The organism is Gordonia jacobaea (genome assembly GCF_001186365.1).
GTDB classification, from domain to species: Bacteria; Actinomycetota; Actinomycetes; order Mycobacteriales; family Mycobacteriaceae; genus Gordonia; species Gordonia jacobaea.
The window spans coordinates 77,827-104,014 of sequence record NZ_LDTZ01000014.1; the positions used below are offsets into that span (position 1 = coordinate 77,827).

General features: G+C 65.4%; 22 protein-coding genes and 1 pseudogene. 13 read left to right on the forward strand and 10 right to left on the reverse strand.

Annotated elements, in window-relative coordinates:
* The first annotated feature begins 41 nt into the window (after window positions 1-41).
* Window positions 42-761: a rhomboid-like protein gene (locus ABW18_RS03350; RefSeq protein WP_235434283.1), complete on the forward strand. Its 720-nt coding sequence runs from the start codon at window positions 42-44 to the stop codon at window positions 759-761.
* Window positions 762-797: 36 nt separating this feature from the next.
* On the opposite strand, the gene ABW18_RS03355 is transcribed toward ABW18_RS03350, so the two are convergent.
* A complete protein-coding gene (locus ABW18_RS03355; RefSeq protein ID WP_049697617.1) occupies window positions 798-2,858 on the reverse strand; it encodes a prolyl oligopeptidase family serine peptidase in 2,061 nt (686 codons plus the stop codon).
* Window positions 2,859-3,018: 160 nt separating this feature from the next.
* On the opposite strand from ABW18_RS03355, the gene ABW18_RS03360 reads away from it, so the two are divergent.
* Window positions 3,019-5,562, forward strand: coding sequence for an excinuclease ABC subunit UvrA (locus tag ABW18_RS03360; protein WP_053117362.1), 2,544 nt, complete (start codon window positions 3,019-3,021; stop codon window positions 5,560-5,562).
* 147 nt (window positions 5,563-5,709) lie between these two features.
* On the opposite strand, the pseudogene ABW18_RS22305 reads toward ABW18_RS03360, so the two are convergent.
* Window positions 5,710-6,900, reverse strand: a pseudogene (locus ABW18_RS22305) (oxidoreductase); the annotation flags it as partial.
* Entirely contained in the window at window positions 6,897-7,499 is a 603-nt protein-coding gene (locus ABW18_RS03375; protein ID WP_049697620.1) for a TetR/AcrR family transcriptional regulator, read from the reverse strand. The gene ABW18_RS03375 and the pseudogene ABW18_RS22305, both read right to left, overlap by 4 nt.
* A 116-nt stretch (window positions 7,500-7,615) precedes the next feature.
* Between ABW18_RS03375 and lpdA the strand changes: the two genes are divergently transcribed.
* Window positions 7,616-9,001 (forward strand): dihydrolipoyl dehydrogenase, encoded by a 1,386-nt coding sequence (gene lpdA / locus ABW18_RS03380; protein WP_082937874.1) that lies wholly within the window; start codon window positions 7,616-7,618, stop codon window positions 8,999-9,001.
* An 84-nt stretch (window positions 9,002-9,085) separates the two neighbouring features.
* Here lpdA and ABW18_RS03385 read toward each other — a convergent pair whose 3' ends face one another.
* The gene (locus ABW18_RS03385) at window positions 9,086-9,940 is read right to left on the reverse strand and encodes a universal stress protein (protein WP_049697622.1); all 855 of its coding nucleotides are present in this window, start codon (window positions 9,938-9,940) and stop codon (window positions 9,086-9,088) included.
* Window positions 9,941-10,090: 150 nt separating this feature from the next.
* On the opposite strand from ABW18_RS03385, the gene ABW18_RS03390 reads away from it, so the two are divergent.
* Entirely contained in the window at window positions 10,091-10,975 is an 885-nt protein-coding gene (locus ABW18_RS03390; protein WP_049698013.1) for a DNA-3-methyladenine glycosylase family protein, read from the forward strand.
* Window positions 10,976-11,022: 47 nt separating this feature from the next.
* On the opposite strand, the gene ABW18_RS03395 is transcribed toward ABW18_RS03390, so the two are convergent.
* Entirely contained in the window at window positions 11,023-11,715 is a 693-nt protein-coding gene (locus ABW18_RS03395) for a DUF2848 domain-containing protein (RefSeq protein ID WP_049697623.1), read from the reverse strand.
* A gap of 129 nt (window positions 11,716-11,844) precedes the next feature.
* Between ABW18_RS03395 and ABW18_RS03400 the strand changes: the two genes are divergently transcribed.
* Window positions 11,845-13,176, forward strand: coding sequence for an MFS transporter (locus ABW18_RS03400; protein WP_049697624.1), 1,332 nt, complete (start codon window positions 11,845-11,847; stop codon window positions 13,174-13,176).
* On the opposite strand, the gene ABW18_RS03405 is transcribed toward ABW18_RS03400, so the two are convergent.
* Window positions 13,148-13,789 carry a GntR family transcriptional regulator gene (locus tag ABW18_RS03405; protein ID WP_049697625.1) on the reverse strand — a complete coding sequence of 214 codons (642 nt, stop codon included), beginning with the start codon at window positions 13,787-13,789 and terminating at the stop codon, window positions 13,148-13,150. The two genes, ABW18_RS03400 and ABW18_RS03405, sit on opposite strands and share 29 nt — an antisense overlap.
* An 80-nt stretch (window positions 13,790-13,869) precedes the next feature.
* Here ABW18_RS03405 and ABW18_RS03410 point away from each other — a divergent pair, with 80 nt between their 5' ends.
* The 5 genes from ABW18_RS03410 to ABW18_RS03430 all read left to right on the forward strand — a co-directional run bounded on the left by ABW18_RS03410 (window position 13,870) and on the right by ABW18_RS03430 (window position 18,548).
* The gene (locus ABW18_RS03410; RefSeq protein ID WP_200903213.1) at window positions 13,870-14,697 is read left to right on the forward strand and encodes a carbon-nitrogen hydrolase family protein; all 828 of its coding nucleotides are present in this window, start codon (window positions 13,870-13,872) and stop codon (window positions 14,695-14,697) included.
* Between the two features lie 173 nt (window positions 14,698-14,870).
* The gene (locus tag ABW18_RS03415; protein ID WP_049697627.1) at window positions 14,871-15,869 is read left to right on the forward strand and encodes an ABC transporter substrate-binding protein; all 999 of its coding nucleotides are present in this window, start codon (window positions 14,871-14,873) and stop codon (window positions 15,867-15,869) included.
* Entirely contained in the window at window positions 15,869-16,711 is an 843-nt protein-coding gene (locus ABW18_RS03420) for an ABC transporter permease (protein WP_049697628.1), read from the forward strand. Before ABW18_RS03415 ends, ABW18_RS03420 begins: the two co-directional genes overlap by 1 nt.
* Window positions 16,708-17,448 carry an ABC transporter ATP-binding protein gene (locus tag ABW18_RS03425; protein WP_083444316.1) on the forward strand — a complete coding sequence of 247 codons (741 nt, stop codon included), beginning with the start codon at window positions 16,708-16,710 and terminating at the stop codon, window positions 17,446-17,448. Before ABW18_RS03420 ends, ABW18_RS03425 begins: the two co-directional genes overlap by 4 nt.
* Entirely contained in the window at window positions 17,445-18,548 is a 1,104-nt protein-coding gene (locus ABW18_RS03430; RefSeq protein ID WP_049697630.1) for an LLM class flavin-dependent oxidoreductase, read from the forward strand. The genes ABW18_RS03425 and ABW18_RS03430 overlap by 4 nt, the downstream gene beginning before the upstream one ends.
* A 78-nt stretch (window positions 18,549-18,626) precedes the next feature.
* Here the strand turns inward: ABW18_RS03430 and ABW18_RS03435 are convergent, their stop codons facing one another.
* Both ABW18_RS03435 and ABW18_RS03440 read right to left on the reverse strand, forming a co-directional pair.
* Window positions 18,627-19,283: a class I SAM-dependent methyltransferase gene (locus ABW18_RS03435; protein WP_049697631.1), complete on the reverse strand. Its 657-nt coding sequence runs from the start codon at window positions 19,281-19,283 to the stop codon at window positions 18,627-18,629.
* A gap of 9 nt (window positions 19,284-19,292) precedes the next feature.
* On the reverse strand, window positions 19,293-19,853 hold the full coding sequence (locus tag ABW18_RS03440) for a carboxymuconolactone decarboxylase family protein (RefSeq protein WP_049697632.1): 561 nt from the start codon (window positions 19,851-19,853) through the stop codon (window positions 19,293-19,295).
* Between the two features lie 26 nt (window positions 19,854-19,879).
* Here ABW18_RS03440 and ABW18_RS03445 point away from each other — a divergent pair, with 26 nt between their 5' ends.
* The gene (locus ABW18_RS03445) at window positions 19,880-20,347 is read left to right on the forward strand and encodes a MaoC family dehydratase (RefSeq protein ID WP_049697633.1); all 468 of its coding nucleotides are present in this window, start codon (window positions 19,880-19,882) and stop codon (window positions 20,345-20,347) included.
* A 2-nt stretch (window positions 20,348-20,349) separates the two neighbouring features.
* Here ABW18_RS03445 and ABW18_RS03450 read toward each other — a convergent pair whose 3' ends face one another.
* Together ABW18_RS03450 and ramB are read right to left on the reverse strand one after the other, a co-directional pair.
* Entirely contained in the window at window positions 20,350-21,747 is a 1,398-nt protein-coding gene (locus tag ABW18_RS03450; protein ID WP_083444298.1) for a lipase family protein, read from the reverse strand.
* Between the two features lie 239 nt (window positions 21,748-21,986).
* Entirely contained in the window at window positions 21,987-23,408 is a 1,422-nt protein-coding gene (gene ramB, locus ABW18_RS03455; RefSeq protein ID WP_049697635.1) for an acetate metabolism transcriptional regulator RamB, read from the reverse strand.
* A 59-nt stretch (window positions 23,409-23,467) separates the two neighbouring features.
* Here ramB and ABW18_RS03460 point away from each other — a divergent pair, with 59 nt between their 5' ends.
* Both ABW18_RS03460 and aceA read left to right on the forward strand, forming a co-directional pair.
* The gene (locus ABW18_RS03460; RefSeq protein ID WP_235434284.1) at window positions 23,468-24,235 is read left to right on the forward strand and encodes a hypothetical protein; all 768 of its coding nucleotides are present in this window, start codon (window positions 23,468-23,470) and stop codon (window positions 24,233-24,235) included.
* Window positions 24,236-24,748: 513 nt separating this feature from the next.
* A complete protein-coding gene (aceA, locus tag ABW18_RS03465) occupies window positions 24,749-26,035 on the forward strand; it encodes an isocitrate lyase (protein WP_005209419.1) in 1,287 nt (428 codons plus the stop codon).
* Window positions 26,036-26,188: the final 153 nt, after the last annotated feature.

A 26,188-nucleotide genomic window follows, 5' to 3' on the forward strand; every position in this document is an offset into this window, starting at 1 on the left:
TCGCGGGCGCAGTAGCCTTCGGTGCGTCACACTTGACCACGATGACGCAGGCAACCGGTGACACGACGACGAGCCGGCGACCACGACGTGTGGCCGCCCACCTCGTGTCGTGCCTCCGCAGCGCACCACTGACGTTCCTCTGGCTCGCGGTCTTGTTGGCGACGACCATCGCGCAGCACCTGATGAGCCCGGCCGACCTCGATCGCGTGCTCGGCGCACGCTCGACCAACCTCGAACACCTCACGCACGATCCGATCCACGTCCTATGGACCAGCCTGTTCTGGATCGACGGCGCGTTCTGGCTGCCCTGGGCGGTGGCCTTCTGCATCTTCCATGTGCCCGCCGAGCGGTGGCTTGGCTCGTGGCGCTGGCTCCTCGTCGGAGCATCGGCGCACATCATCGCGACGTTCGTCAGTCAGGGTGTGCTGGGGCTCGCCATCCACGAGGGCGTCCGCAGCGCCGACATGATCCACGTGCAGGATGTCGGCGTCAGCTACTTCTTCGCCGGGGTCGTCGGAGTACTCACATATCGGATCGCGCGACCCTGGCGATGGATCTACCTCGCGGGAGTGTTCATCTACTACGCCGTTCCGGTGATCACCGACCTCAGTTTCACCAACATCGGCCATCTGAGCGCCGCGCTGATCGGGCTCGCGTGGTACCCGATCACGCGCGGACGCGGCGAGGCGTGGGACCCCGTCGCCTCGGCCCGTCGGCTGCGTGAGCGTTGGACGCGTGGACGGCAACGCGTGACGGACTGAACGCCGAGGCGCACCCGCGCCTACGAGCCGTCGTCTCTAGTTCTCGCCTTGTTTCTCCGTCTCACCCAACGTCTCCCAGAGAAACTCGTAGGCCAGCGCCGACTTGTATGCCGCCTGCTTGTTGTCGGCGGCGCCGCCGTGGCCGCCCTCGATGTTCTCGTAGTAGTCGACGGTGTGTCCGTTTTCTTCAAGCCGCGCAACGAGTTTGCGCGCGTGACCCGGGTGTACGCGATCGTCGCGAGTCGAGGTCGTCACAAGGATCGGCGGGTAGTCGACGTCGCGTCGGATGTTCTGATAGGGCGAGAACGGCTCCATGAACGCCCACTCCTCGGGGTCTTCCGGATTGCCGTACTCGGCAACCCACGACGCTCCCGCGAGCAGAAGGTGGTAGCGGTACATGTCGATCAGCGGCACCTGGCAGACGAGTGCACCGAAGAGCTCGGGATAGCGGGTGAGCATGACGCCCATCAGCAGTCCGCCATTCGAACCGCCCTGTGCACCAAGCTGTTCCGGAGTCGTGAAGCGTCGAATGACCAGGTCCTTCGCAACGCTGGAGAAGTCCTCGTAAACGAGATGGCGTCCCGCCTTCTGCGCCACGGTGTGCCATGCGGGGCCGTACTCGCCGCCACCACGGATATTGGCGATCACATAGATGCCGCCGCGTTCGATCCATGCCCTCCCGGCAACCGTCAAATAGCCTGGGGTGAGAGCATTTTCGAAGCCGCCGTACCCGTAGAGCAGCGTCGGCCCGCTCGTGACGTCGGTACGTCGAACGACGAAGTAGGGGATGAGCGTGCCGTCGTCGGACGTCGCGAAGTACTGCTCGGTGGTCACTGCCGATGCGTCGAAGAACTCGGGGCTGTGCTTGATCACGGTGGCGTCGTCGGAGCCGATCGTGCCGTGCAGCAGGCTGGGCGGTTCGGTGAACGACGTGGCCGACCAGAAGACTTCGTCGCTGTGATCGGGGTCGGTGTCGAGCACGGAAATCGTTGCCAGGCCCGGTAATCCGGCTATCTCGACGGGCGACCAGTCGCCAACGGTCAGCACCGTGATCGACGTGTGTACGTCGTGCAGCGTCGTGATGATCAGGTAGTTCTTGGTGAACGTGAAGTCGACGAGGCTGGTGTGGCCATCCGGCTCGAAGAGCACTGTGGCGTCGCGGTTGCCGTCGAGGTAGGCCTGATAGTCGAACGTGAGGAGCGTGCCGGGCGCGTACGTCGGACCGTCGGGACCCGTCGGCGACCATTCCGAGCGCGTCATGACCAGCAGCCAGTCGCGTCGTACGCCCGCGTACGCGTCGGTGGGTACGTCGATGAGGACGAGCTCGCCGTCACGGTTCTCGAAGAGCAGAGAGTTGAAGAAATCCGTTGCGCGAGAAACAAAATGACGTTCGTAGCCGGGGGTGTCGTCGTAGACGGCTCGGATCGAGATGTCCGACGGTTCGCCGGTGAAGACGGTGACGGCGTCGTCGAGAGGGGTGCCGCGCGTCCAGCGTTTCGCGATGCGCGGGTATCCCGATTCGGTCAGCGAGCTGTGCCCGTCGGGTGCGGTACCGAAGTCGGTGCCGACGTAGACGTTGTCCTCGTCGATCCAACTCACCGTCGACTTGTTCTCGGGGAGCGTGAATCCGTCGGTGACCCAGGTGCGTGTGGTGAGGTCGAATTCGCGCACCACCGCGGCGTCGGCACCGCCGCGCGACAGCGAGATCAGCACTCGCCGATAATCGGGGCGCAGCGCCGTCGCGCCCTTCCACACCCAGTTCTCGTCCTCGGACTTGGCGAGTTCGTCGACGTCGATCAATACGTCCCACTCGGGATCGTCGGTGATGTAGGAGTCGAGGGTCGTGCGGCGCCACAGGCCGCGCGTATTGGTGGCGTCGCGCCAGAAGTTGTAGAGGTAGTCGCCGCGGCGTCGAACGTAGGGGATGCGGTCGTCGGTGTCGAGGGCTTCGAGGGTCTGTTCCTCGATCTCGGCGAAGCGCTTCGACGCGGTCAGCCGGTCGACGGTCGGGGCGTTGTGCTCGCGCACCCAGTCGAGCGCGGAGTCGGAGGTGACCTCCTCGAGCCACAGGTAAGGGTCGGTGCTCTCGGATGTCATCGGTGCGCAACCTCTCGTCGGGGACGTCTGGCGTGGTCGATCGTCCGCTCACACGGACCTACTGGCCAAAATAGCGCGCCCGCGTATTCGGGTCGGCGCGCTGCTGGTCGGCGGTGTCGGCAGCGTGTCGATACGGTCAGGCGTGGATAGGCTCGAGAGGGTGAGCCGTTCCGTCGAGCACGTGTCCGCCCCTGTGCGTCGCAGTGCAGAGCCCGATCAGATCTCCGTGCGCGGGGCTCGGGTGAACAACCTGGCCGATCTCGACGTCGATATTCCGCTGCGCGCGCTGGTGGGAATCGCGGGGGTGTCCGGATCGGGGAAGTCGTCGCTGGCTCTCGGGGTGCTGTACGCGGAGGGGTCGCGGCGCTACATCGAGGCGCTGTCCACCTACACCCGACGCCGCATGGCGCAGGCAGCGCGCGCGAACGTCGACTCCGTCGAACACGTACCCGCGGCGCTCGCACTGCGACAGCGACCCGCGCCACCGGGAGTGCGTTCGACGTTCGGTACGTCGAGCGAGTTGCTCAACGTGCTGCGCCTGATGTTCTCGCGCCTGGCGTCGCATCGGTGTCCCAACGGCCACTACGTGCCTCCGACGATCGACGTCGCGGCGGAGCGACCGTTCTCCTGCCCGGTGTGCGGCGCACAGGTCGATGCGCCGGGCGCCGAGGATCTCGCCTTCAACTCGCGCGGCGCGTGCCCGACGTGCGGGGGGACCGGCGTCGTACGGACTGTCGACGACGACGCGCTCGTCCCCGACCCCGACAAGACCCTCGACGAGGGCGCGGTGGTGCCCTGGAACATGTTCGGGTTCAACGTGCAGCCCGCTATCGCCCGCGAGTTCGGCGTGCGCACCGACGTGCCCTGGCGCGATCTCACCGACGACGAACGCGAGATCGTGCTCGACGGACCGGAGGAGAAGAAGCACATCACCGTCACGTCGAAGAAGGGCGTGCACGACCTCGACTTCACCTTCCGCAATGCCCGGCTCACGGTCACCGAGGAGCTCAAGCGTGCCGACAACGAGAAGCGGCTGGCTCGGGTGAGCCGTTTCCTCACTGTCGGAACGTGTCCCGCATGTGACGGCACACGACTGAGCGACGCTGCGCGGGCACCACGGATCGGCGAAGACAATCTGGCGGATATCACCGCGCTCTCGCTCGACGATGTACTCGCCTGGGCGCCAGGGGTTCCGGCGACACTGCCGCCCGAGATGCGGGAAATGGCACAGGGACTCGTCGACACGCTGTTCGGTATGGCGCGGCGGCTCGTCGAGTTGGGACTCGGCTATCTCACCCTCGACCGCGCGGGCGCCACGCTGTCGACGGGCGAACGGCAACGCGTACAACTCGCGCGGGCGGTGCGCAATCGGACCACCGGTGTGCTCTACGTGCTCGACGAGCCGTCGATCGGTCTGCATCCCGCGAACATCGAGGGTCTGCTCGGTGTAATGAACGACCTTCTCGCCGATGGCAATTCGGTGGTCTTCGTCGACCACGACGTGCAGATTCTGCGTCAGGCGGAATGGCTCGTCGAGATCGGACCCGGATCAGGAAGTGACGGTGGCAGGGTCATCGCGCAGGGAACGGTGTCGGCGGTTTCCGACGACCCGGATTCGCGCCTGGCCGGATTCCTCACCGGCGCAGAGGAAGTGGTGGTTCGTGCGCAGAGTCCGCGCGACGAGGTGTTCGCGCTCGGGACATTCCATCTCGAGACGTCGGCGATCCACACCGTCGAACCGCTGACCGTCGACATTCCGCGTGGTCGGCTCGTTGCCGTCACCGGGGTATCGGGCTCGGGCAAGACCACGATGGTGCTCGAGTCGTTCGTACCCGCGCTGGCGGCGTTGTCGACAGAGCCTGCAGGGCGGCTCCCGCGCCACGTCGTCGAACTCGATGTGCCGGAGCTGCCCTCGGGCAAGAGATTTCATCCCCAGGTGGTCGACGCGACGCCGATCGGAATCAACGTACGGTCAACTGTCGCAACTTATTCCGGTGTGATGGACGATCTCCGTCGGGCCTACGCCGACACCGACACCGCACGTGCTGCGGGTTTGACCGCTTCGGACTTCTCCTACAACACCGGATCGCTTTCGTGCCCGAGATGTGAAGGTACCGGCGAGGTCTCACTCGACGTACAGTTCCTGCCCGACATCGACATCGTGTGCCCCGAATGCAAGGGAAGCAGGTTCGCGCCGCGTGCGAGGGAGTTCACCCGCGACGGAGTGTCGCTTCCGGAGCTGCTCGGCTACACGATCCGCGACGCCGCCGCCGCAGTATCGGGACTGGCGCGAGTGATTAAGCGGCTCAAGGCTCTTGACGAACTGGGACTCGGCTACCTGACGCTCGGCGAATCAACCCCGGCGCTGTCCGGCGGCGAGGCACAGCGTCTGAAACTGGTGAACCAGTTGCACCGCGACCAGTCCGACACGGTGTTCGTCCTCGACGAGCCGAGCGTCGGGCTGCATCCGCTGGACGTGCGCACGCTGCTGCAGGTGCTGACCCGACTGACCGAACGCGGAGCGACGGTCATCGTCATCGAGCATGACCTGGACGTGATCGCCAACGCCGACTACGTCATCGACATGGGGCCAGGGGGCGGCGAGGCGGGCGGTCGGATCGTCGCGTTCGGAACGCCCGGCGAGGTCGCGAGCAGTTCCGCGTCGATCACCGGCCGCTACCTCGCCGAGCACCTGCGGGGCTGAGGGGTGGTCTCGACAAGCTCGACCAGCGGATAACGCTCGGCCGGCGGTGGTCTCGACAAGCGGTGGTCTCGACAAGCTCGACCAGCGGTGGGCGCTCGGCCGGCGGTGGGGCGCTCGACCAGCGGATAACAGCGGCGGGTGCGCCCACTCGCGCAGCGGGCACCGCGTGCGCGAGTAGATCGTCGGCATACACAGGTTGCAGTGCGTGCACCGGGAGCGCACGGCGGGGTCGGCGGCGATCCGCAGCGGTAGGTCGGGTTCGCGCAGCAGGGCGCGGCCCATCGCGAGATAGTCGAAGCCCTCGCCCAGCGCGGCGTCCATCGTCTCGCGGTCGGTGATACCGCCGAGCAGGATTATCGGCAGGTCGATGCTCTCGCGCAGCCGGCGAGCGAGCGGCATCAGGTAGCCGGGGTGATAGTCGTAGTGCTTGAGGAAGAAGGGGCCCGCAGCCTTCAGTCCCCACCGCATCGCGCCGTGGAAGGCGTCGGCGAAAGCCTCGCGCGGTGCGTCGCCGTGGAAGAGGTACATCGGGTTCAGCAGTGAGCTGCCTGCCGTCGGCTCGATCGCGTCGAGGTGGCCGTCCGATTCCAGAAGTCGCGCGACCTCGCATGCCTCGTCGACGTCGAATCCGCGCCACCTCCCGACGCCGCCCACGCCGTCGTACATGTTGAGTTTCACCCAGACGGCTGCCGAGTCGCCGACCTCGTCACGCACCGACTCGACCACTTCGCGCGCGAGCCGCGCACGGTTGACCAGTGAGCCTCCGTAACCGTCGTGTCTGTGGTTGAGCAGCGGCGAAAGGAAACAACTGATGAGATAGTTGTGGCCGCAATGGATTTCGAGTCCGTCGAATCCCGAGTCGACTGCGATGCGCGCCGCCCGCCGAAACGATGTGCGGAGATCTGCGATGCTCTCAGCCGAGATCTTTCGTGTCACCGACATCCCCATCGGCGCCGGAATGCGCGACGGACCAAGCGCTTTCGCGCGATTTGACGCCGAGTTCGCGACCGGCCCCGCGTGGCCGAGCTGTGCAGCGGCAAGCGCGCCTTCGGCGTGGATAACGTCGGTGAGTCGACGCAAGCCAGGTTGCGCCTCGGGACGCATCCAGATCTGATGTCGATCGGTCCGACCCTCGGGGCTGACCGCGCAGTACGCAACCGTGCTCATGGCGACGCCGCCCGCCGCGACCTCGCGGTGGAACTCGACGAGATCGTCGGTGACGAGCGCGTCGGGCGTCGCACCCTCGAACGTCGCACATTTGATGAGTCGGTTGCGCAGCGTCAGCGGCCCAAGGCGTGCCGGCTCGAAGGGGTCGGGGGTCGACGACGTGCCGTTCACGAGCTGACCGCGGCCGGGTTGGTGACGGTTGCCGGTGTACACGGCTGACCGAGCCCGGCCACGACGAACTCGGTCAGCGACGTCACGGCGTCGTCGGACAGCGGACGCTCGGCGGAGAAGCGCGACAGGATCAGCTCGAAGGCGAGTGCCCAGCGTCGTCGAGCCTGGTCGTGGCCGAGGGCACCGACCATCGCGACCAGCATGTCGGCCCACCGGTCGAGGTCGAACCACGCACCGTGCCAGGGCGCCTCCGGATTCGCGTGGACGAACCGCGCGAGCAGCTGCAGATGCAGGTGGCCGGCGGGATCGTGTTGAATCTCGACAAACGGCGAGATCACGACGTCGACCAGCGCTGCCACGGAGGCTCGCGAGGTGTCGATCGACATGAGCTGATCTGCCCAGAGCGGCGTGAGGCGCGCCTCGAGCAGTGCCGTCGCGAGCTGATCCTTCGATCCGAAGTGGTAGTGAACGGCTGCCGGATTGGCTCCCGCGCCCGCGCAGATGGCGCGCACCGAGACGGCGTCGTAGCCGTCGGTGAGGAAGAGTCGCTCGGCTGTCCGCAGCAATTGCTCGCGGGTGGGTGACGTGGACACGCTCATTCAGCGATTCAATCAATGATTGAACGACGCGGTGGCCGATTTGCCGGAACGGTCGATTCGGGTCAGTAAGGGGGACGTTCTGCGCGCAGGCTGGCCCTAGTCGTAGGCTGACAGTCGTGGCTGATCACTTTGAAACAGTTGTCCTGGGAGCAGGTCCAGGTGGGTACGTGGCCGCGATCCGGTCCGCCCAGTTGGGCATGAACACCGCCATCATCGAAGAGAAGTATTGGGGCGGTGTCTGTCTGAACGTTGGATGTATTCCGTCCAAGGCGTTGCTGCGCAATGCCGAACTCGCCCATATCTTCAACCATGAGTCGAAGACATTCGGGATGTCCGGGGATGTGACCTTCGACTTCGGCTCGGCATTCGACCGCAGTCGCAGCGTCGCCGACGCGAGCGCCAAGGGCGTGCACTACCTGAACAAAAAGAACAAGATCACCGAGATCGAGGGGTACGGCACCTTCGTCGACGCCAAGACCATCAAGGTCGGCGACCGCGAGATCACCTTCGACAACGTCATCATCGACACCGGCTCAGTGGTCAAGCTCCTGCCCGGCGTCGAGCTTTCCGACAACGTGGTCACCTACGAGACCCAGATCCTCACCCGCGATCTGCCGGGCTCGATCGTCATCGTCGGAGCAGGCGCGATCGGCATGGAGTTCGGCTACGTCCTCGCCAACTACGGCGTCGACGTGACGATCATCGAGTTCCTCGACCGCGTGCTCCCCAATGAGGACATCGACGTCTCCAAGGAGATCGCCAAGCAGTACAAGAAGCTCGGCGTGAAGGTCCTCACCTCCACCGGAGTGCAGACCGTCACCGACAACGGCAACGACGTCACCGTCACCTACAAGGACGCCAAGGGCAACGACGGCGAGGTCACCGTCGACCGCGTACTCATGTCCGTCGGCTTCGCTCCCCGCGTCGAGGGATTCGGCCTCGAGAACACCGGCGTCGAACTCACCGAACGCGGTGCCATCGCGATCGACGACTTCATGCGCACCAACGTCGACGGCATCTACGCGATCGGCGACGTCACCGCGAAGCTCCAGCTCGCACACGTCGCCGAGGCCCAGGGCGTCGTCGCTGCGGAGACCATCGCGGGCGCCGAGACCATGACCCTCGGCGACTACCGGTTCATGCCCCGCGCGACGTTCTGCCAGCCGCAGGTCGCCTCGTTCGGACTCACCGAACAGCAGGCCAAGGACGAGGGCTTCAACGTCAAGGCCACCACCTTCCCGTTCAGTGCGAACGGCAAGGCACGCGGCATGGGCGAGACCGCAGGCTTCGTCAAGCTCCTCACCAACGCCGACACCGACGAGCTCCTCGGCGCACACCTCGTGGGCGACAACGTCTCCGAGATGCTGCCCGAACTCACGCTCGCGCAGAAGTGGGACCTGACCGCCAAGGAACTGGCCCGCAACGTCCACACCCACCCGACCATGAGCGAAGCGATGCAAGAAACGTTCCATGGCGCGATCGGGCACATGATCAACCTGTAGAAAACCTGCAGCACAACGGAATTCACGCGAGCCGGGACCGACGACGATGTCGGTCCCGGCTCGCGTCTCTTCAGCGACGAGACGTCACGGCACGATGATCAGCGGGCACTGGGCCGAATGCAGGACCCGTTGGCTCGTCGACCCCAGTAGAAGCCCGGTGAATCCGCCGCGACCCCGGCTGCCCACGACGACGACATCCGAGTCGGCCGACGCCTTGGTGAGCGCGGCAACCGGAGCGTCGTTGACGATTTGCGTGGTCACCCGCAAGCCGGGCAGGCGTCGTCTGATCGCTTCGACGGGCACGGCGAGTGTGCCTTCGATCTGGTGTTCTGCGGTGGTGAACGCCTTGTGGGAGTGATCGAAACCCGTTGCGTCCCATGCCGAGAGTACGAGCAGCTCGGCGGCTCGGTCGGTCGCCTCGTGCGCCGCCCAATCGAGGGCCTCGAGCGATTCGGGAGAACCGTCGACGCCGACGGTAACCCGACCGGTGGGTTCGACGTCGTTGCTGGTTTCGCGGATCACCGCGAGGGGGCACACCGAATGCGACGTCAGCGCTGACGCCGTGGACCCGATGAAAGCCGCTGTGAGACGGCCGGTTCCGGATGCGCCGACAGCGACCATCGACGACGTCCGCGAGCGCGAGAGCAGCGCGCCACGTGGCGAACCGGTGACGATGTGCGTGCGCGGTGCGAGGTCGGGGTCCTCATGGAAGGCGACGTCTGTCGCCGCGTTGAGCGCGGCCTTGGCGCCGAGACGCGCGGCGTCGAAGAATGCCTCGGGCACCGCGAACTCGATCAGCGGGGGCGATGCCGGCTCGATCGCGAACACGATGTCGAGGGTGGTCTGATGAATAGATGCTGTGTGCGCTGCCCAGCGCGCCGCTGCCAATGCGCTCGACGATCCGTCGATGCCTACGGTGATGGGTTCCGAATACCTCATACTTCGAGTGTGCGCTGGTCAGCGATGCCGATCGTGAGGCTTACGTCCCATCCGGATCGGGTCGCACGCCCCCGATGACGGGCAGTGCGCCCGCGCGGCGATGTCGGACCCGACGACTACAGTCGAGGTGGCGCAGGCGAGGAGAAACGGATGAGCAGCGGCGAGGCCACACGTTCGTGGACGCCGCAGCAGCCGGTCGACCTCCGCGCCACGCTCGGACTCCACCGACGAGGTAGTGGCGACCCGGCTTTCCGGTACGGCGCCGACGGTTCCATCTGGCGCGCGGTGCACACTCCCGACGGCCCGGGCACGCTGGCAATCGCCTCCGACGGTTCGACGATCCGCGGGCGCGCCTGGGGACCTGGCGCCGCATGGCTACTGGAACAGATGCCGGACATGCTCGGCGCCTCGGACGACCCGGCCGCCCTGGTGCCGCGAGACGATGCCGTCGCTCGATTGGTCGCGGCGTCGACAGGTTTGCGCATCGGTAGTACCGGCCGCGTGTGGGAGGCGCTTGCCGCGGCGATCCTCGAGCAGAAAGTCGTCGGGACCGAGGCGTGGCGGGCGTGGCGGCACATACTTCGACGCTTCGGCGAACCAGCCCCGGGGCCCGTCCCGCGCGACATGCGCGTTCCACCCCCGCAAGCCGACTGGACCCGGATTCCCGTGTGGGAGTGGCATCGCAGTGGTGCCGAACCAGTGCGCATGCGCACCATCAGAGGTGCTACCGCCCTGGACGTCGAACGTCACCACGACAAGTTGGACGTGCTCCGCGGAGTCGGCCCGTGGACGGTTGCGGAAACCCGTGCGCGAGCCGTCGGCGACGCCGATGCCGTGCCGGTCGGCGACTACCACATCCCCGCTCTCATCGGTCATACGCTGATCGGCGAGAAGGTCGACGACGCCGGGATGTTGGAACTGCTGGAACCGTATGCGGGCCAACGCTATCGAATCGTGCGCATGGCAGAACTCCACGGCACGTATGCGCCGCGCCGAGGGAACCGGATGTCGGTCCGCGACTATCGGGAGCTGTGATCGGTTGTCAGGCAGTGCGTTCGGTTGTCAGGCAGGGGCTAGGGCCGTCAGCCAATGGGTTCGGGCATGCGGGCAACGCGGTACCCGCACTCGATCGTTGCGCCCGTGGCCTCGTCGGTCATCGCGACGCGCCACGAATCAGCGAACTGGTCTATCCCCTCAACCATCGGAATGGTTCCCGAGATCACAATCGTGCCTTCGCGCAGCAACTTTCGTTCCGCGAGGACGTCGAGCCAGTAGTTCGGCGACAGCAGGTCGCCGAGGGTGCCGGACTGGATCAGGGTGTCTGCGGTGTCGCTCCCGTGCCCGACCCACGCCGACAAGGTGATGTCGTCGATGTGGTCTGCGACGTCGGACAGGCGCCACGCCGCGGTACCGAGCACGTCTGGTGACGCGTTCTTGCTCCACGCGACTCCGTGAACTTCGAGTTCTCGGTCGGTGTGATCGCATGCAACGGTGAGCAAGACGTCGTCACGGGTGTCGCCGGTGACGATCAGGGCCCACTCGGCTTCGCCGGAGGTGCGACCGTGCTGCACTACGACCTCGTCGGTCTGCTGCGCGAGGTACGGCGAGATCGGATACAGCGACGGAGTCACTGCGGGTGCAGGTACTCCGAGCTCGGCGAGTTCTGCGATGTGGCTGGCAACGGCGGCCTGGTCGCGGCCCGCGTAGCCGGCATTGCACACGACCTGCGGTTCTACGGCGACCGACGATCCGTCGGGGAGCGTAAATGTGAGCATGTGGGTCGGAGTCCTTTCGTAAACAGCCTGTTTCGATAGCGCCGAACACTTGCGCATACGTCTTGTATACAGCAAGTATGGGAGACACGTCACACGACGACAGTCCGCGACAACGAATGGAAACTACCGATGACCGATGCTGTCACCGATAAGAAGCCGCTGGTCAAGGCGTTTGCTGCCAGCCTGACCGGCACAGCGCTCGAGTGGTACGACTTTGCCGTCTACTCCGCAGCGGCTGCGCTGGTGTTCCCGAAAGTCTTCTTTCCTGATAGCGATCCACTGACCGGCACCCTGCTCGCGTTCTCGACGTACGCGGTTGGCTATGTTGCCCGGCCGGTCGGCGGTTTCGTCTTCGGCAGACTCGGCGACGTGATCGGGCGTAAGCGCCTGCTTGTGATCACGCTGCTGCTGATCGGTGCGACCACGTTCGTGATCGGATTGATCCCCTCCTACGCGGCGATCGGGGTCGTCGCCCCGATCATCCTTGTCGTCATGCGGTTCGCGCAGGGAGTCGCGGTGGGCGGCGAATGGGGTGGTGCGGTGCTGCTCTCCAGCGAGTACGGCCCGCCGGAGAAGCGAGGCTTCTGGTCGTCGGCAGCACAGATCGGCCCGCCCGCGGGAAATCTCCTCGCCAACGGTGCACTCGCGCTATTGACTCTCACCCTCACCGAGTCCCAGTTCGAGTCGTGGGGCTGGCGAATCGCGTTTCTGCTCTCGGCGGTACTTGTCGCTTTCGGACTCTGGATTCGACTGCGTCTGGAAGACACACCGGTCTTCAAAGCGCTCCAGGACAGCGATGATCGTTCCGATGCCCCGGTGAGTGAAGTCTTCCGTACTCAGACCAAACCGCTTGTGTCGGCGATACTCTCGCGCATTGCGCCGGATGTGATGTACGCGTTGTTCACCGTCTTCTCCATCACCTACGGGGTCAACAAGCTGGGATTCGACCGTGGAGATGTGCTCATCGCGATCCTCATCGGATCGGCATTCCAGCTCGGCCTCATTCCGTTGGCAGGGGCGGCGTCCGATCGCGTGAACCGCCGCCTGCTGTACGCCATCGCGGCCGTTGGCGGCGTCGCGTGGAGTGTTCTCTTCTTTGTGCTCGTCCGCGGAGACTCGCTGCCGTTGCTCATCCTCGGCGTGACGGTCGGACTGGTGTTCCACTCGTTCATGTACGGACCGCAGGCTGCGTTCGTGACCGAGCAGTTTCCGGTTCGGTTGCGGTCGACGGGAAGCTCGTTGGCGTACACGATCGCCGGAGTGTTCGGCGGCGCGCTGGCGCCCCTGATCTTCACGTTCTTGCTCGACAAGACCGATAACTGGGTGCCGATCGTCGGGTACATCGGTCTCGTCGGTGTGCTGACTCTCATCGGACTGGCGATCGGGCGAGACCCGGACCGCGCTGAAGCCGAGGATGCGTCCCTGCGGAGAATCAACCCCGCAGCAGTGCCTGCAGAGTGATCTCCAGATGCGCGTCTATGGCATTTCCGACGGCCGATTCGTCTCCGGATTCAAGCGCGTCGACGATCGCGCCGTGTTCTCGGCAGACCGACTGTTGCCGATCCGGCGTCGTGGACAACGCCGTCAGGCCGGCGCGCAGTTGACGCGACCTCAGCCCGGCGTAGGTCGTCGACAGCAGCTCGCTTCCGGCTGCGTCGATGAGTGCCATGTGGAACGAACCGTCGAGATCGATGAATTGTTTCGCGGCTTCATCGCTCGGCGCGTCGGCAAGTTGATGCTGGTCAGCCAGGATCGCGCGCATCTGGGCTACCGGCGCCGACTTCGCGCGCAGTGCGATCGACGCCGCGTGCCGCTCCAGCACGCCGCGCAGATCCATCAATTCGCGCAACTGGCGGCCGGACATCGGCGGGACGTGCGCGCCACGTTTCGGCACCAACTCGACGAGGCCCTGGGCCTGCAGCATCAGCAATGCCTCACGGACCGGCGTGCGGGAGACCCCGATCTGCGTCGCCAGGTCTTGTTCGTTGAGAAATGCACCAGCGGCCGCGGGCGACGTGAGTACGACGTCGCGCACGTACTCGTATGCCTTGTCCCGGCCGGACGGACTTTGCATACCTTATGTATACCCCATCTATAACCCGTGGTCGCGGACCTATCCAGGAGGATTCAATGAGAACAACATCAAACCCGCAACTGCGCATCGGACTCGCACAGGTCAACAGTGGCACCGACCCGGCCGCGAATTTGAGGATCATAAAACGTCACGTCAGCGATGCCGCAGCACGCGGAGTTGATGTCGTCGTCTTTCCGGAGGCCATGATGTGCCGATTCGGGGTCCCCCTTGGCGAGATTGCAGAGCCGATCTCCGGGGACTGGGCGCGTGCTGTCGACGAGATCGCGTCGGAGGCGGGGGTCACGGTCGTCGCAGGCATGTTCACGCCGGGCGACGGGCCGCGAGTGCGCAACACCCTGTTGATCACGGGACCCGAAACGCGCACCCACTACGACAAGATCCACCTCTACGATGCGTTCGGATACTCGGAATCCGACACCGTGTCGGCGGGTGATCACCTGGTCACCGCGAAGGTGAAAGGCGTGACCATCGGATTCGCGACCTGCTACGACATTCGGTTCCCGGCGATGTTCCAAGAGCTTGCGGCCGCGGGGGCAGACCTCGTGGCCGTCTCGGCGTCCTGGGGTGCGGGCGAGGGCAAGGTCGATCAATGGACGCTCCTGGCACGGGCGAGGGCGTTGGACTCTACGACGTTCGTCGCGGCATGCGGACAGGCTGACCCGGCGGTAAGCGGCGAAATCACCACCGGCACTGCGCCTTTAGGTGTCGGACACAGCATGGTCTGCGACCCTTCCGGGGCGGTGATCGGTCAGCTCGGCAGCGGCCCCGACCTGTTGGTTGCCGATATCGATACGGCGGCAGTCCGACGTGTGCGTGACTCGCTGCCCGTTCTGCGCAACCGCCGACGTATTGATGCCTCGATGATCGGCAGTGCTGTGCCGAGCTGAACCAACGGTTCTTTCGGTCGCGGTGAGTGAAAATGTTTGCGGCGCAGCTGAGCTGGGCCGATGCGACCGGCCTCCGTGTCCGGCAGTGGCGGTGATTGGTGCGATCGCTACACCGGCGCCGACAATTCTTCCCAACATCGACGCCCACGGGGGTGGTCTGGGAAGGAAGAACTGTGTCGAGGAAACGTTGGGGCGCACTGGCCGTCGGACTCATAGCTGCGCTGTCGCTGTCGGTGAGCGCGTGCTCGTTCGACGATTCAGGAAGCGGTACGCAATCGGCGTCGGCGCAACGCATCACGCTGACCGTCGGAGATCAGGTCAAGCAGACGCAGTCGCTCCTGGAGGCGTCTGGTGAGCTGAAAGACCTGCCCTACGACATCGACTGGGCCTCGTTCGAGTCGGGTCCGCCACTGCTCGAAGCCGCGGCTGCTGGCAAGGTCGACATCGGTGGAACCGGCGATGTGCCACCGGTTTTCGCGCAGGCCAGCGGCGCTCCCCTGAAGATCGTCGCCGTCCAGGCGCGCGAGAAGCCCGGAGACTTCCTGTTGGTTCCGAGCGGTTCGTCGGTGAAGTCGATCGCCGACCTCAAGGGCAAGAAGGTTGCATTCACCAAGGGATCGAGCTCCAACGGACTCGTGTTCGCGCTCCTCGACAAGGCGGGCCTCAAGCCCAGCGACATCCAGCAGACATACTTGACGCCCACCGAGGGTCTTTCGGCATTCACCAACGGCCAGGTCGACGCCTGGGCGGTCTGGAATCCGTTTGCTCAAGTGGCGATCTCGCAGCACGGCGCACAGGCCGTCTCCGACGGTGCGGGATTGGTCACCCAGCAGGCCTACTACCTCGCCTCGTCGGCATCGCTCGGCGACTCGGCGAAGCAGAAGGCCATCAGCGATCTCATCGGCCGTCTCGCGCGAGCCAACAAGTGGTCCGTGACCCATGAGGACCAGTGGATTCCGATCTACAGCAAGCTCACCAAGCTCCCCGAACCCGTTGCGCGAGCGACGTTCTCGACGTCGTCCGGTTCTCTGGTCCCGATCGGTGACGCGCAGATCGCCAAGCATCAGCGTCTCCTCGACCTGTTCGCCGACGCCAAGGTGATCCCGAACAAGCCCACGGCCGCCGACTACTTCGACAACCAGTTCAACGGCGCGCTCTCGGGCACGAACTGATGACGGGGGCAGTCGCGGGGTCGGCCACAGCGGTCCGGGGTGACACCGAAGCAGACAGTCGGCGTGCGTCGGGCGGACGACGTCATCGCCTGTCGGTCGGCCCGTGGTTGCGCCTCGTTTCGCCGCTGGTCCTGCTGATCGCCTGGCAGGTGCTGTCGACCAACGGAGTCATTCCGGCCAGCAAGCTGTCTCCGCCGACACAGGTGTGGGCGGCAGCACGTGAGCTGTGGGGGACAGGAGAACTGCAAGCGGCGCTGGGGGTTTCGCTGCAGCGTGTCGGCATCGGCCTGACGCTCGGTGTGGTGCTTGCGGTCGCGCTCGGTCTGCTTGTCGGCTTCTTTCGGATCGCAGATCTGGCCATCGACCCACCACTACAGATGCTCCGCACCGTGCCGTTCCTAGGGTTGATTCCGTTGTTCGTCGTGTGGTTCGGCATCGGCGAAGAGCCCAAGGTCTACATGGTGGCGCTCGGCGTGCTGTTCCCGCTGTACCTCAACCTGGTGTCGGGTATCCACGGAGTCGATGCGAAACTGATCGAGGCGGGACGCTCGGTGGGACTCGGCCGAATCGGATTGGCTCGCACCGTGATTCTTCCCGGGGCGATGCCCAGTGCCCTCACCGGTTTTCGACTGTCGCTCGGTGTGGCATGGCTGTCGCTGATTGTCGCTGAGCAGATCAACGCCGACGCCGGACTCGGCTACCTCGTCATGAATGCGCGCACGTACTTCCGCAACGACATCATCGTGCTCGGTTTGGTGATCTACGCCTTGCTGGGATTGTTCAGCGATTCGATTGTCCGCGGCCTCGAGGCTTGGCTGCTCCGATGGAGGGTGAGTCGATGAGTGGGGAGACAGTTGTTCGTGCACAGGGGATTACACGTTCCTTCGGCAACGTCGAGGTGTTGCACGGCATCGATCTGACACTGCACAGCGGCGAGATCGTGGCACTCGTCGGCAGATCGGGATCGGGTAAGTCGACGCTGCTGCGGATCATCGCCGGGCTCGACGACCAGCACGGCGGCCGACTCGAGGTCGACGGATCGCGCGCGGTGGCATTTCAGGAACCGAGGCTGCTGCCGTGGCGGAGCGTCCGAAAGAACGTGTCGCTCAACCTCTCCGGCGGCAATGCCGCAGCGCGGGCCGTGACGGCGCTCGACGAGGTCGGGCTGTCGCATCGCGTCGACGCCTGGCCGCTGACGCTCTCCGGTGGAGAAGCCCAGCGCGCGTCGCTCGCTCGCGCACTGGTGCGCAATCCAGAAGTACTACTGCTCGACGAACCGTTCGGCGCACTCGATGCTCTCACCCGGATCGAAGCGCACTCGTTGCTCACGAGACTGTGGAGCACACACGGATTCGCCGCGCTGCTCGTCACTCACGACGTCGAGGAGGCCGTCGTACTGGCCGACCGTGTGCTCGTCCTCGAGGACGGCGCCATCGCCTACGACGTCGCGGTCGACGTCGAACGTCCCCGCCACCGGGATGATCAGCGCGTCGTCGAACTGCGTGAACGAGTGCTCGGCCACCTCGGCGTCGGAAGCCGAGACACTACCGCGACATCTGTTGAGGAGCCTGCCCGATGAGTTCGTCATTCCACTGGTTTCTGCCGACGTCGGGCGACGGTCGTGAGGTGTTCGGTGCGCTGCAGTCGTCGGGCGTCCTCGGCACCGCGTCGGCACACCGCGCACCCGACCTCGAGTACCTGACCCTCGTCGCCAAGACTGCCGAGAAGCTGGGATTCGAGTCGGTGCTCACTCCGACCGGAACCTGGTGCCTTGATGCGTGGGTGACCACCGCGGCTCTCATCCAGGAGACGAGCAGGCTGAAGTTCCTCGTCGCGTTTCGACCGGGATTGATCACTCCGACATTGGCCGCCCAGCAGGCCGCGACGTTCGCCGAACTATCCGGTGGGCGACTGGCATTGAACATCGTGACCGGCGGTGATCGCGAAGAGCAGGAGCGCTTCGGTGATCACCTCGGCAAGGAGGAACGGTACGCCCGTGCCGCAGAGTTCTTGCAGATCGTGCGCGGGGCGTGGTCGGGGACACCGTACGACTTCGTCGGCGAGTACCTCGACGTCACCGGCGCCACCGTGGCACGGCCTCCGTCACCAGCGCCCGCCGTATTCTTCGGTGGCGCAAGCGACGCCGCACGGGAGGTTGCCGCTGCACACGTCGACACGTACCTCACGTGGACCGAACCGCCGGACAAGGTGGCCGCCCTGATCGACGATGTGCGTGCCCGGGCGGCGAGGCACGGCAGGACGCTCTCCTTTGGCATCCGTGCGCACGTGATCACCCGCGACACGCGCGAAGAGGCATGGGCAGAAGCCCGCAAGCTGGTCGACCGCATGGACCCGAACGTGATTGCCCTTGCGCGAGAACGGCTTCTGCAGTCCGAGTCCGAGGGGCAGCGTCGACAACTCGCGTTGAACGCCGACCTCGCGAATCTCGAGGTGTACCCGGGCTTGTGGGCAGGCTACGGACTGGTGCGTCCCGGTGCCGGCACCGCCTTTGTGGGCAGCCACGCCGAGGTGGCCGACCTCATCGGTCAGTACCGCGCGCTCGGCGTCGACCACTTCATCCTGTCCGGTCAGCCGCACATCGAGGAGGCGTACTGGTTCGCGGAGGGCGTTGCGCCGCTGGTGCGTGCTGCCGAAGCCCGCGCGCCCCAGGTGATCTGAGGTTCGCGGCGTCTGGATGTGTGTCGTATCGAAGGATGTGGGTGCTGCAGCGCACACATCCTTCGATACGACACACGTTCAGGGACAGTCCTCTTCGGCGGGCAGCCGGGCGAGGACGAATTGCCCCTGCCCGGTGATGGTCTGCTCGACGTCGACCGCGCCGGCCGCCCGCAGGCGATCAACGATCTCGGTGCGGCCGAAGATCCGATACCCGGTGAGTGCGGTGACGGTTCGGACTCCCGGCAGTCCGGTCAGGTTGGTGACCACGGAGGTGAACACCGCGACCTCGCCACCTGGTTTGGCAACCCGGACCAGCTCGTCGATCACCGGCAGCGGGTCGGGGATCAGATACAGCGCGGCCAGGCAGACGACGGAGTCGAAGGTGTTGTCGCCGAACGGAATCGAATGCGCGTCGGCGCGGATGTAGGCGACCCGTTCGCCACTGTTCGTGGCCACGGCCTTGGACAGCATCGTCGGCGAGAAGTCGATACCGACGCAACGGCCGTCGCCGGTCAATCCCGTCGACAGCCTGCGCGCGTAATTGCCCGGGCCGCACGCGACGTCGAGAATGCTGCGCTCACCGGGCCGCGCCAGATGCGCAACCAGTGCGCGGTCGGCGAGCTCGGTCGACGATCCGCCGAAACTGAACAGTCGGGTGAACGCCGGTCGCCACAGTCGCTCGTAGACCTCGCTGAACAGTCGGTTGTTCATGGCCCGCTGGGCCAGCGAGGTCATGGGTGAACCTCAGACGCGTTCGTCGCGCGCGACGCGCAGCGTGTGCAGCGTGGTGGCCAGCGAGTCGTACTGCATGGCGAGCAGGACGAAGGCGATGGCACGGCGTTCGTCGAGATGGCGACGCAGCGACGTCCAGGTGGTGTCGCTGATGTCCTTGTCGGCGATCAATTCGTCGACCGCCTGCAGCATCCACTTCTCCCGATCGCCCCAGCCCGCGTCGGGGCCCGAGATGATCTGGGCGAACTCGGCGTCGTCGATACCTGCGCGTTTGCCCAGGCGGCGATGGTGGTCGAGTTCGTAGTCGCTGCCACGCAGATGCGCGACCCGGATGATCACCATCTCCGACTCGCGGCGTGACAGTGAGCCGAAGGGCATCAGCCTGCTCGAGAAGTAGAGCCACGCGCGGAAGAGCCCGCGCGTGCGGCCCAGGGTGGAGAAGACGTGAGCGTCGCGGACGCCGATGACGCGTGCCGCGCCCCTCGCGAACACCCAGTTGATGAGTCCGAGGTCGCTCAACGTTCCCGGAGCAACACGCGGGCCGGTTGCCACGTCACCTTCGCTGGTCGTCATGAACGCAACGGTAGACTACAGAATTCATGACGGACATCACACCACGGACGTTCAACAGCATCTCGGAGCTGACCGCAGCGATCGGCGAGGACCTCGGCTACGGGGACTGGTTAGAGGTCACCCAGGACCGCATCGACGCCTTTGCCGACGCGACCGGCGATCACCAGTGGATTCACGTCGACCCCGGGCGCGCGAAGGACGGACCCTTCGGTGCGACGATCGCACACGGCTACCTGACTCTGTCGCTGCTCCCGCTACTGGCGGGCGACATCTTCACCGTGAACGGACCCAAGCTGGTGATCAATTACGGACTCAACAAGGTCCGCTTTCCCAGCCCGGTCAAGGTCGGGTCGCGAATCCGCGCCAACGCCGAGATCGTGTCGATCGACGACAGTCCGGCCGGGGTGACCATGGTGGTGCGCAGCACGGTGCAGATCGACGGTGTGGAGAAACCCGCGTGCGTCGCCGAGAACGTGCGCGTGCTCGTCTACTGAAATCACCGATGAGGGCAGCCGCTGCGTGCAGGTGAGCCGCGTAAACGAGCGTCGAGCCAACTCATCGCGTCAGGAAAGCCGATCACGGCGGCGGTGACGTGTTCGCCGACGACGTCACGGTATTGAGCGTTCGCGCCGAGTCGGCACTGTTCGAGGAACAGGTTGCGCGCCCCGGCGGCCGGTATCCACCACTCCTGGGCGCCGTTGTAGATGTAGAGCGGAACCGCCGATCGGGTGTCGGACATCTTTGTCACGCGGTAGATGTGTTCTGCGATGGGCGAATGGAACGGATCACCGACGTTCGCCATCAACTGCATCGGCATGAATGTGGCGCCCGCGAGGGCCTCGGGTATCACGCACACGTTCTTCAACGGCGACGACGCAATCCACTGAGCAGGGTTGTTGGCCATGGTGAGGATCTCGGGCCGCTCACGGGCGATACCGAACGTCGCGGCATGGAATAGTCCGGTCGCGAGGTTGGCGTTCATACTGCCGACGAGCATGCGGAAGTCGGCAGGCACACCTCCCAGTGCTGCCCCGACGACGCGCGGCGCGAGCTCAGGCGCGTACCCGGCCAGGAGTTTCGCCGCACCGGCGGTGGCGATCGAGCCGCCGGAGTATCCGCTCATCGCAATTGCGCTTTGCCCGAACATCTTCGGCTTCAGGTTCGACGCGGCGCGGATGGAGTCGAGCACGATATGACCTGCGACGACGGGCTCTGCGTATGCCATCCGCGGCCCCTGGTGGTCGGGGATCAGCACGCCATAGCCGTGGGCAAGCGCGAGCTGCGTCGTCGGAGGCAGGAGGTCTGTCACACCGCTTGCGATCGAAAAGCCATGGGCAAGCGTGTAACCCGGGTTGCACGCGGTCCCGAGTGAATCGATGGGGAGGTTGTTCACGACGATCGGTCGGGGGCCGCGCACCGGTGCGGACGCGGTAGGAGTTATCAGCGTCGTGGTACCGAAACTCGGTTTTCCGACGGCGTCGGTGCTGCGGAACTTGATGAGCGTCGCCGACGCAATCGGCACGGTGACCACCGGCGCGGCCGACGCGGTCACGTCGCGGGTCGCGATGACGGTGCCGGGCTGGAGGGAGCCGAGGTTCGACGGCCACCGGTCGAACATGGGATCCCCGGTCGGGGTAGGCAACGTCGCCTCATGCAATTCTTGTGTCCGCCAAGACAACCCGGGTGACTGTGCGCGCAACGGGATTGTCGACAGATGTGGAAAGGGTGGTGCGGGGACGACGCGGTCGATGGTATCGGGGACCTGTTGGGGGATACCCATCATGTTCGGCGGATCCGCTGCGGCGACGCTCGGGGCAATCGCGGCGACAACACACGCCAGCAGGAAGACGGCGGCGGAGTTTCGCCGCGATGGGTGTCGCCGTGACGAACGCATGGCGCCTTGCCTCCAGACCGGGAGAAGGGAAGCACCCCCGACGGCTGCTTCCCCTCTCCCGCGCCCACCATAGGGCTGCATCCTGATCGTTCGACCCACAAATGGCTACGCCGTATGACATGTGATTGATCTGTAACCCTCGGACCGGGGTCCGCTTGTGCGACAAGAAGAGTTGTCGAGAATGCGTCGACTGTCATCGCGACTGCGTCGACTGCGTCATAGCGACTGCGTCGACTGCGTCAGAGCGACATGTAGGGCGACACGCTGCTGCGATGGGAGTCGATGCGCAGGCTCGAGCCGAGCGGCGGGAATGCGCGCTGTGCACAGTGCTGGCGTTCGCACACGCGACATCCCGCGCCGATTGGGGTGATTCGCGCCTGCGGGCCGATTTCGAGGCCGTCCGAGTAGATCACTCGAGCGGCGTGGCGCAGTTCGCAGCCAAGTCCCAGCGCGAACGTCTTGCCCGGCTGGCCGTATCGCACCGCCCGCCTCTCCACTGTGCGTGCGACCCAGAAGTAGTCACGGCCGTCGGGCATTTCGGCGATCTGCGTGATGATCTTTCCCGGGTAGGCGAACGTCTCGTAGACATTCCACAGTGGACACGTGCCGCCGCTCGACGAGAAGTGAAATCCCGTGGCGGACTGTCGTTTCGACATGTTTCCCGCGCGGTCGACGCGGACGAACGACCACGGCACACCACGGAGATTCGGGCGTTGCAGCGTCGAAAGTCGGTGGCAGATGGTCTCGTAGGAGACCGCGTAGAACGCCGACAGGCGTTCGATGTCGTAGCGAAAATCCTCTGCCGCACCGTGAAACTGCGTGTAGGGCAACAACACTGCGGCCGCGAAGTAGTTGGCCAGTCCGGTCTTCGCGAGCGCCTGCGCCTCGGTGTTGGTGAAATTCGCCTCGTCGACCAATTCGGTGAGGAGATCGTCGAATTCGACGAGCGCGAGTTCTGCGGCGAGTTTGAACGCCCGCTGGCCGGCCGACAGCGCGGCCGAGACCTCGAGACGTCGTGTCGTGGGGTCGAATCGGTGCAGGAGGTAGTCGCCGAGGTCGACGCGTGGCGCGATCGTCACGCCGTGCACGCGCTCGAGCCGGTCGGCGATCTCCCGTCGGACGTCGCCCGAGTGCATCCGCATGCGTGCGTTGAGCTCTTCTGCCGCGACGTCGAGTGCGTGAATGTAGTTGCGGCGCTGGTAGAAATAGTCGCGCACCTCCTCATGGGGCGCGGTTATCGATCCGCGCATGGCGCGGTCGCTGCGTTCGTCGGTCGCCGCGGCGAGTTGGTCGATCGCGATCCGATACCGGCGATGCAGATTCACCATCGCCTGCGCCATATCGGGGTGAGCCGAGACCATCGCCGCGATCTCCTGCGGGTCGGCGGTCGTCGGCGCGGCCTCGATGTCGTCGTCGAGCAGCGCCTCGCGCAGTTCTGCGACGAGTCGGACGTCGTCTTGCGAGTCGAAGAACCCGCCGTCGACTCCGAATGCCTCGGTGATCCGCGCCAGCACCGACGCGGTGAGCGGGCGGGCGTCGTGTTCGATCTGGTTGAGATACGACGCGGAGATGCGCAGCGTCTGCGCCAACGCCACCTGCGACAGCCCGCGTTCGGAGCGAAGTTGCCGCAAACGCGATCCGACATAGGCCCTGTTGTTCATAGGTCCCCGCAGTTCATAGGTCGCCAATTCGTCGGACCCGCTCAGGGTACGGTGACCCGATGCGTGGGCGGTGGGTTCGACGGTGGGTGGCAGCGACGCTGCTCGCCTGCGTCGCTGTCACGCTCGCGGGCTGCGGTGACGATGACGCGGTCGTGAGCGCCACGGCCGTCGCTCCCGCCGATCTGCTGCTTCGGCCCGCGCAGTTGCCTTCCGGCTTCGCGACGACGCAACTGACCGTCTCCGACCTCGTCGATTCCGACCGGGCCCAACTTGCCGCGGCACGCGCCGACGGTGTGGTGCCGCAGGAGTGCCGTCCAACCGCGGATACGAGCTTCACCGAGAAGGTCGGCGAGTCGAACTCAGCGGTGTTGGCGGCAAGCGCGGCCGACGTCGGGCTCGTGGAGCTGGTGTCCACCGTTCGACGCGACATCGACGACGACATCCGCACGAGGAGCGGGCAGTGCCGAACGACGCGAACCACCGTTGCGTCGGGAAGCCTCGCGGGTGCGACGGTCACCACCGAGTCGACGACGCTGCCCGACCCGCCGGAGGTCGCCAACGGTCCCGACGGACTCAGCGTCGAACGTGCTTTTCTGTCGCGCTCGGATGTGTCGACCGCGCTGCCGGATTCGACGGTCCGCAAGCAGGTCGGATATGTCGGATATGCGCTCGTGAAGCGCGCCGGGGGAGCGGTCTTCACGGTCGCTCTCACGGTGAACGGCCCGGCCGGACGGGCGCAGAACCCGCCAGCCGACGCGGTGGAGCCGATGCCGTCGTCGGCCTTCGTTGATCTCTTCGGCACAGCCCTGAGCGCGGCCGCGCGGTGACGAGGAGTGGCGTCGGCGCCCGGGAGTACCTCGAACCGTGGTGTGAAACACGCCACATGTGAGGTGTCGGGAGTCTTTCCGGCGAGCGTCGACGCGGTGTGCCGCCGTGGGTGGGCCACCGCTGAGGCGTATCGAGAAAACGCAGTACGCGCGTACTTTTTAACGTCCTGCTGACGACTCTTCACATCTCCAGATTTGCAAAATTTGCAAATCTTCGCCACATGGTTGGCGCATTTTTGCAGTCAAAGGGGATTGGACCTGCGTGTTTCCGTTGTGGCACCCTTGAGTCAGGCGTTTCCGGGAAGTGCCGAAGAGTTCGCAAACTCCGACCCCACGCTGTGGTGGTCGTCACACATGCGAGCTCGACGCGCGCCCGGAGGCCTGACACCACCCGGCCTGGATGCATTCCCTGGCAGCCTCGGCCGGGCCCATATAGGCCCCGGTCTCTGTGAGCCGGACAAGCATTCGTCCCGGGAGATCGGGACGAGCAGCACAACGAAAGCGAAGTGGCTAATGAGCAACGTCGGAAAGCCCCGCACCGCCGCGGAAATCCAGCAGGACTGGGACACCAACCCGCGGTGGAAGGGCATCACGCGCGAATACACTGCCGAGCAGGTTGCCGAGCTCCAGGGCACCGTCGTCGAGGAGCACACCCTCGCTCGTCGTGGCGCCGAGATCCTGTGGGAAGGCGTCAACAGCGACAACTACATCAACGCGCTCGGCGCGCTGACCGGTAACCAGGCCGTGCAGCAGGTGCGCGCGGGCCTCAAGGCCATCTACCTCTCGGGTTGGCAGGTCGCCGGTGACGCGAACCTCTCCGGCCACACCTACCCCGACCAGTCGCTCTACCCGGCCAACTCGGTGCCGGCCGTCGTGCAGCGCATCAACAACGCGATGCTGCGCGCCGACGAGATCGCCCGCGTCGAGGGTGACAACTCGGTCGACAACTGGGTCGTGCCGATCGTGGCCGACGGCGAAGCCGGCTTCGGTGGCGCCCTCAACGTCTACGAGCTCCAGAAGGCCATGATCAAGGCCGGCGCCGCCGGTACCCACTGGGAAGATCAGCTCGCCTCGGAGAAGAAGTGCGGCCACCTCGGTGGCAAGGTGCTCATCCCCACCCAGCAGCACATCCGCACCCTGACCTCGGCTCGCCTGGCTGCCGACGTTGCCAACACCCCGACCGTCGTCGTCGCTCGTACCGACGCCGAGGCCGCAACCCTCATCACCTCCGACGTCGACGAGCGCGACAAGCCGTTCGTGACCGGTGAGCGCACCACCGAGGGCTTCTACAACGTGAAGAAGGGCATCGAGCCCTGCATCGCGCGTGCCAAGGCCTACGCTCCCTACGCCGACCTCATCTGGATGGAGACCGGCAAGCCCGACCTGGAGCTGGCTCGCCAGTTCGCCGAGGCCGTCAAGAGCGAGTTCCCTGACCAGCTCCTGGCTTACAACTGCTCGCCTTCCTTCAACTGGAAGCAGCACCTGGACGACGCGACCATCGCGAAGTTCCAGAACGAGCTCGGCGCGATGGGCTTCAAGTTCCAGTTCATCACCCTGGCAGGCTTCCACGCCCTCAACTACTCGATGTTCGATCTCGCTTACGGCTACGCCCGCGAGCAGATGACCGCTTACGTCGACCTGCAGGAGCGCGAGTTCGCTGCTGAGGCTCGTGGCTACACCGCCACCAAGCACCAGCGCGAGGTCGGTGCGGGCTACTTCGACCGCATCGCCACCACGGTCGACCCCAACACCTCGACCGCAGCTCTGAAGGGCTCCACCGAGGAAGGCCAGTTCCACTAGGAACCAGCCAGCCTCTCTGAGGTTTTGCGCATCAGGCGGCTCGCAGCGTTATGTTGCGGGCCGCCTGTTGGCATATCTGGGGGCTTCTGGGCGTGCATCGGAGCTGCTCGTGTGCTCGCCAAATACGTTGTCGCGCATGGGTTATGGGCAGAG

Bases quoted from the DNA above. Each gene is read 5' to 3' on its own strand.
- ABW18_RS03445 (WP_049697633.1), top strand. From the start codon at position 19,880: ATGACGGACATCACACCACGGACGTTCAACAGCATCTCGGAGCTGACC.
- ABW18_RS03355 (WP_049697617.1), bottom strand. From the start codon at position 2,858: ATGACATCCGAGAGCACCGACCCTTACCTGTGGCTCGAGGAGGTCACC.
- ABW18_RS03395 (WP_049697623.1), bottom strand. From the start codon at position 11,715: ATGCTCACATTTACGCTCCCCGACGGATCGTCGGTCGCCGTAGAACCG.
- ABW18_RS03425 (WP_083444316.1), top strand. From the start codon at position 16,708: ATGAGTGGGGAGACAGTTGTTCGTGCACAGGGGATTACACGTTCCTTC.
- ABW18_RS03450 (WP_083444298.1), bottom strand. From the start codon at position 21,747: ATGCGTTCGTCACGGCGACACCCATCGCGGCGAAACTCCGCCGCCGTC.
- ABW18_RS03350 (WP_235434283.1), top strand. From the start codon at position 42: ATGACGCAGGCAACCGGTGACACGACGACGAGCCGGCGACCACGACGT.
- ABW18_RS03400 (WP_049697624.1), top strand. From the start codon at position 11,845: ATGACCGATGCTGTCACCGATAAGAAGCCGCTGGTCAAGGCGTTTGCT.
- ABW18_RS03440 (WP_049697632.1), bottom strand. From the start codon at position 19,853: ATGACGACCAGCGAAGGTGACGTGGCAACCGGCCCGCGTGTTGCTCCG.
- ABW18_RS03435 (WP_049697631.1), bottom strand. From the start codon at position 19,283: ATGACCTCGCTGGCCCAGCGGGCCATGAACAACCGACTGTTCAGCGAG.
- ABW18_RS03375 (WP_049697620.1), bottom strand. From the start codon at position 7,499: ATGAGCGTGTCCACGTCACCCACCCGCGAGCAATTGCTGCGGACAGCC.
- ABW18_RS03390 (WP_049698013.1), top strand. From the start codon at position 10,091: ATGAGCAGCGGCGAGGCCACACGTTCGTGGACGCCGCAGCAGCCGGTC.
- ABW18_RS03460 (WP_235434284.1), top strand. From the start codon at position 23,468: ATGCGTGGGCGGTGGGTTCGACGGTGGGTGGCAGCGACGCTGCTCGCC.
- ABW18_RS03430 (WP_049697630.1), top strand. From the start codon at position 17,445: ATGAGTTCGTCATTCCACTGGTTTCTGCCGACGTCGGGCGACGGTCGT.
- aceA (WP_005209419.1), top strand. From the start codon at position 24,749: ATGAGCAACGTCGGAAAGCCCCGCACCGCCGCGGAAATCCAGCAGGAC.
- ramB (WP_049697635.1), bottom strand. From the start codon at position 23,408: ATGAACAACAGGGCCTATGTCGGATCGCGTTTGCGGCAACTTCGCTCC.
- ABW18_RS03405 (WP_049697625.1), bottom strand. From the start codon at position 13,789: ATGCAAAGTCCGTCCGGCCGGGACAAGGCATACGAGTACGTGCGCGAC.
- ABW18_RS03385 (WP_049697622.1), bottom strand. From the start codon at position 9,940: ATGAGGTATTCGGAACCCATCACCGTAGGCATCGACGGATCGTCGAGC.
- ABW18_RS03420 (WP_049697628.1), top strand. From the start codon at position 15,869: ATGACGGGGGCAGTCGCGGGGTCGGCCACAGCGGTCCGGGGTGACACC.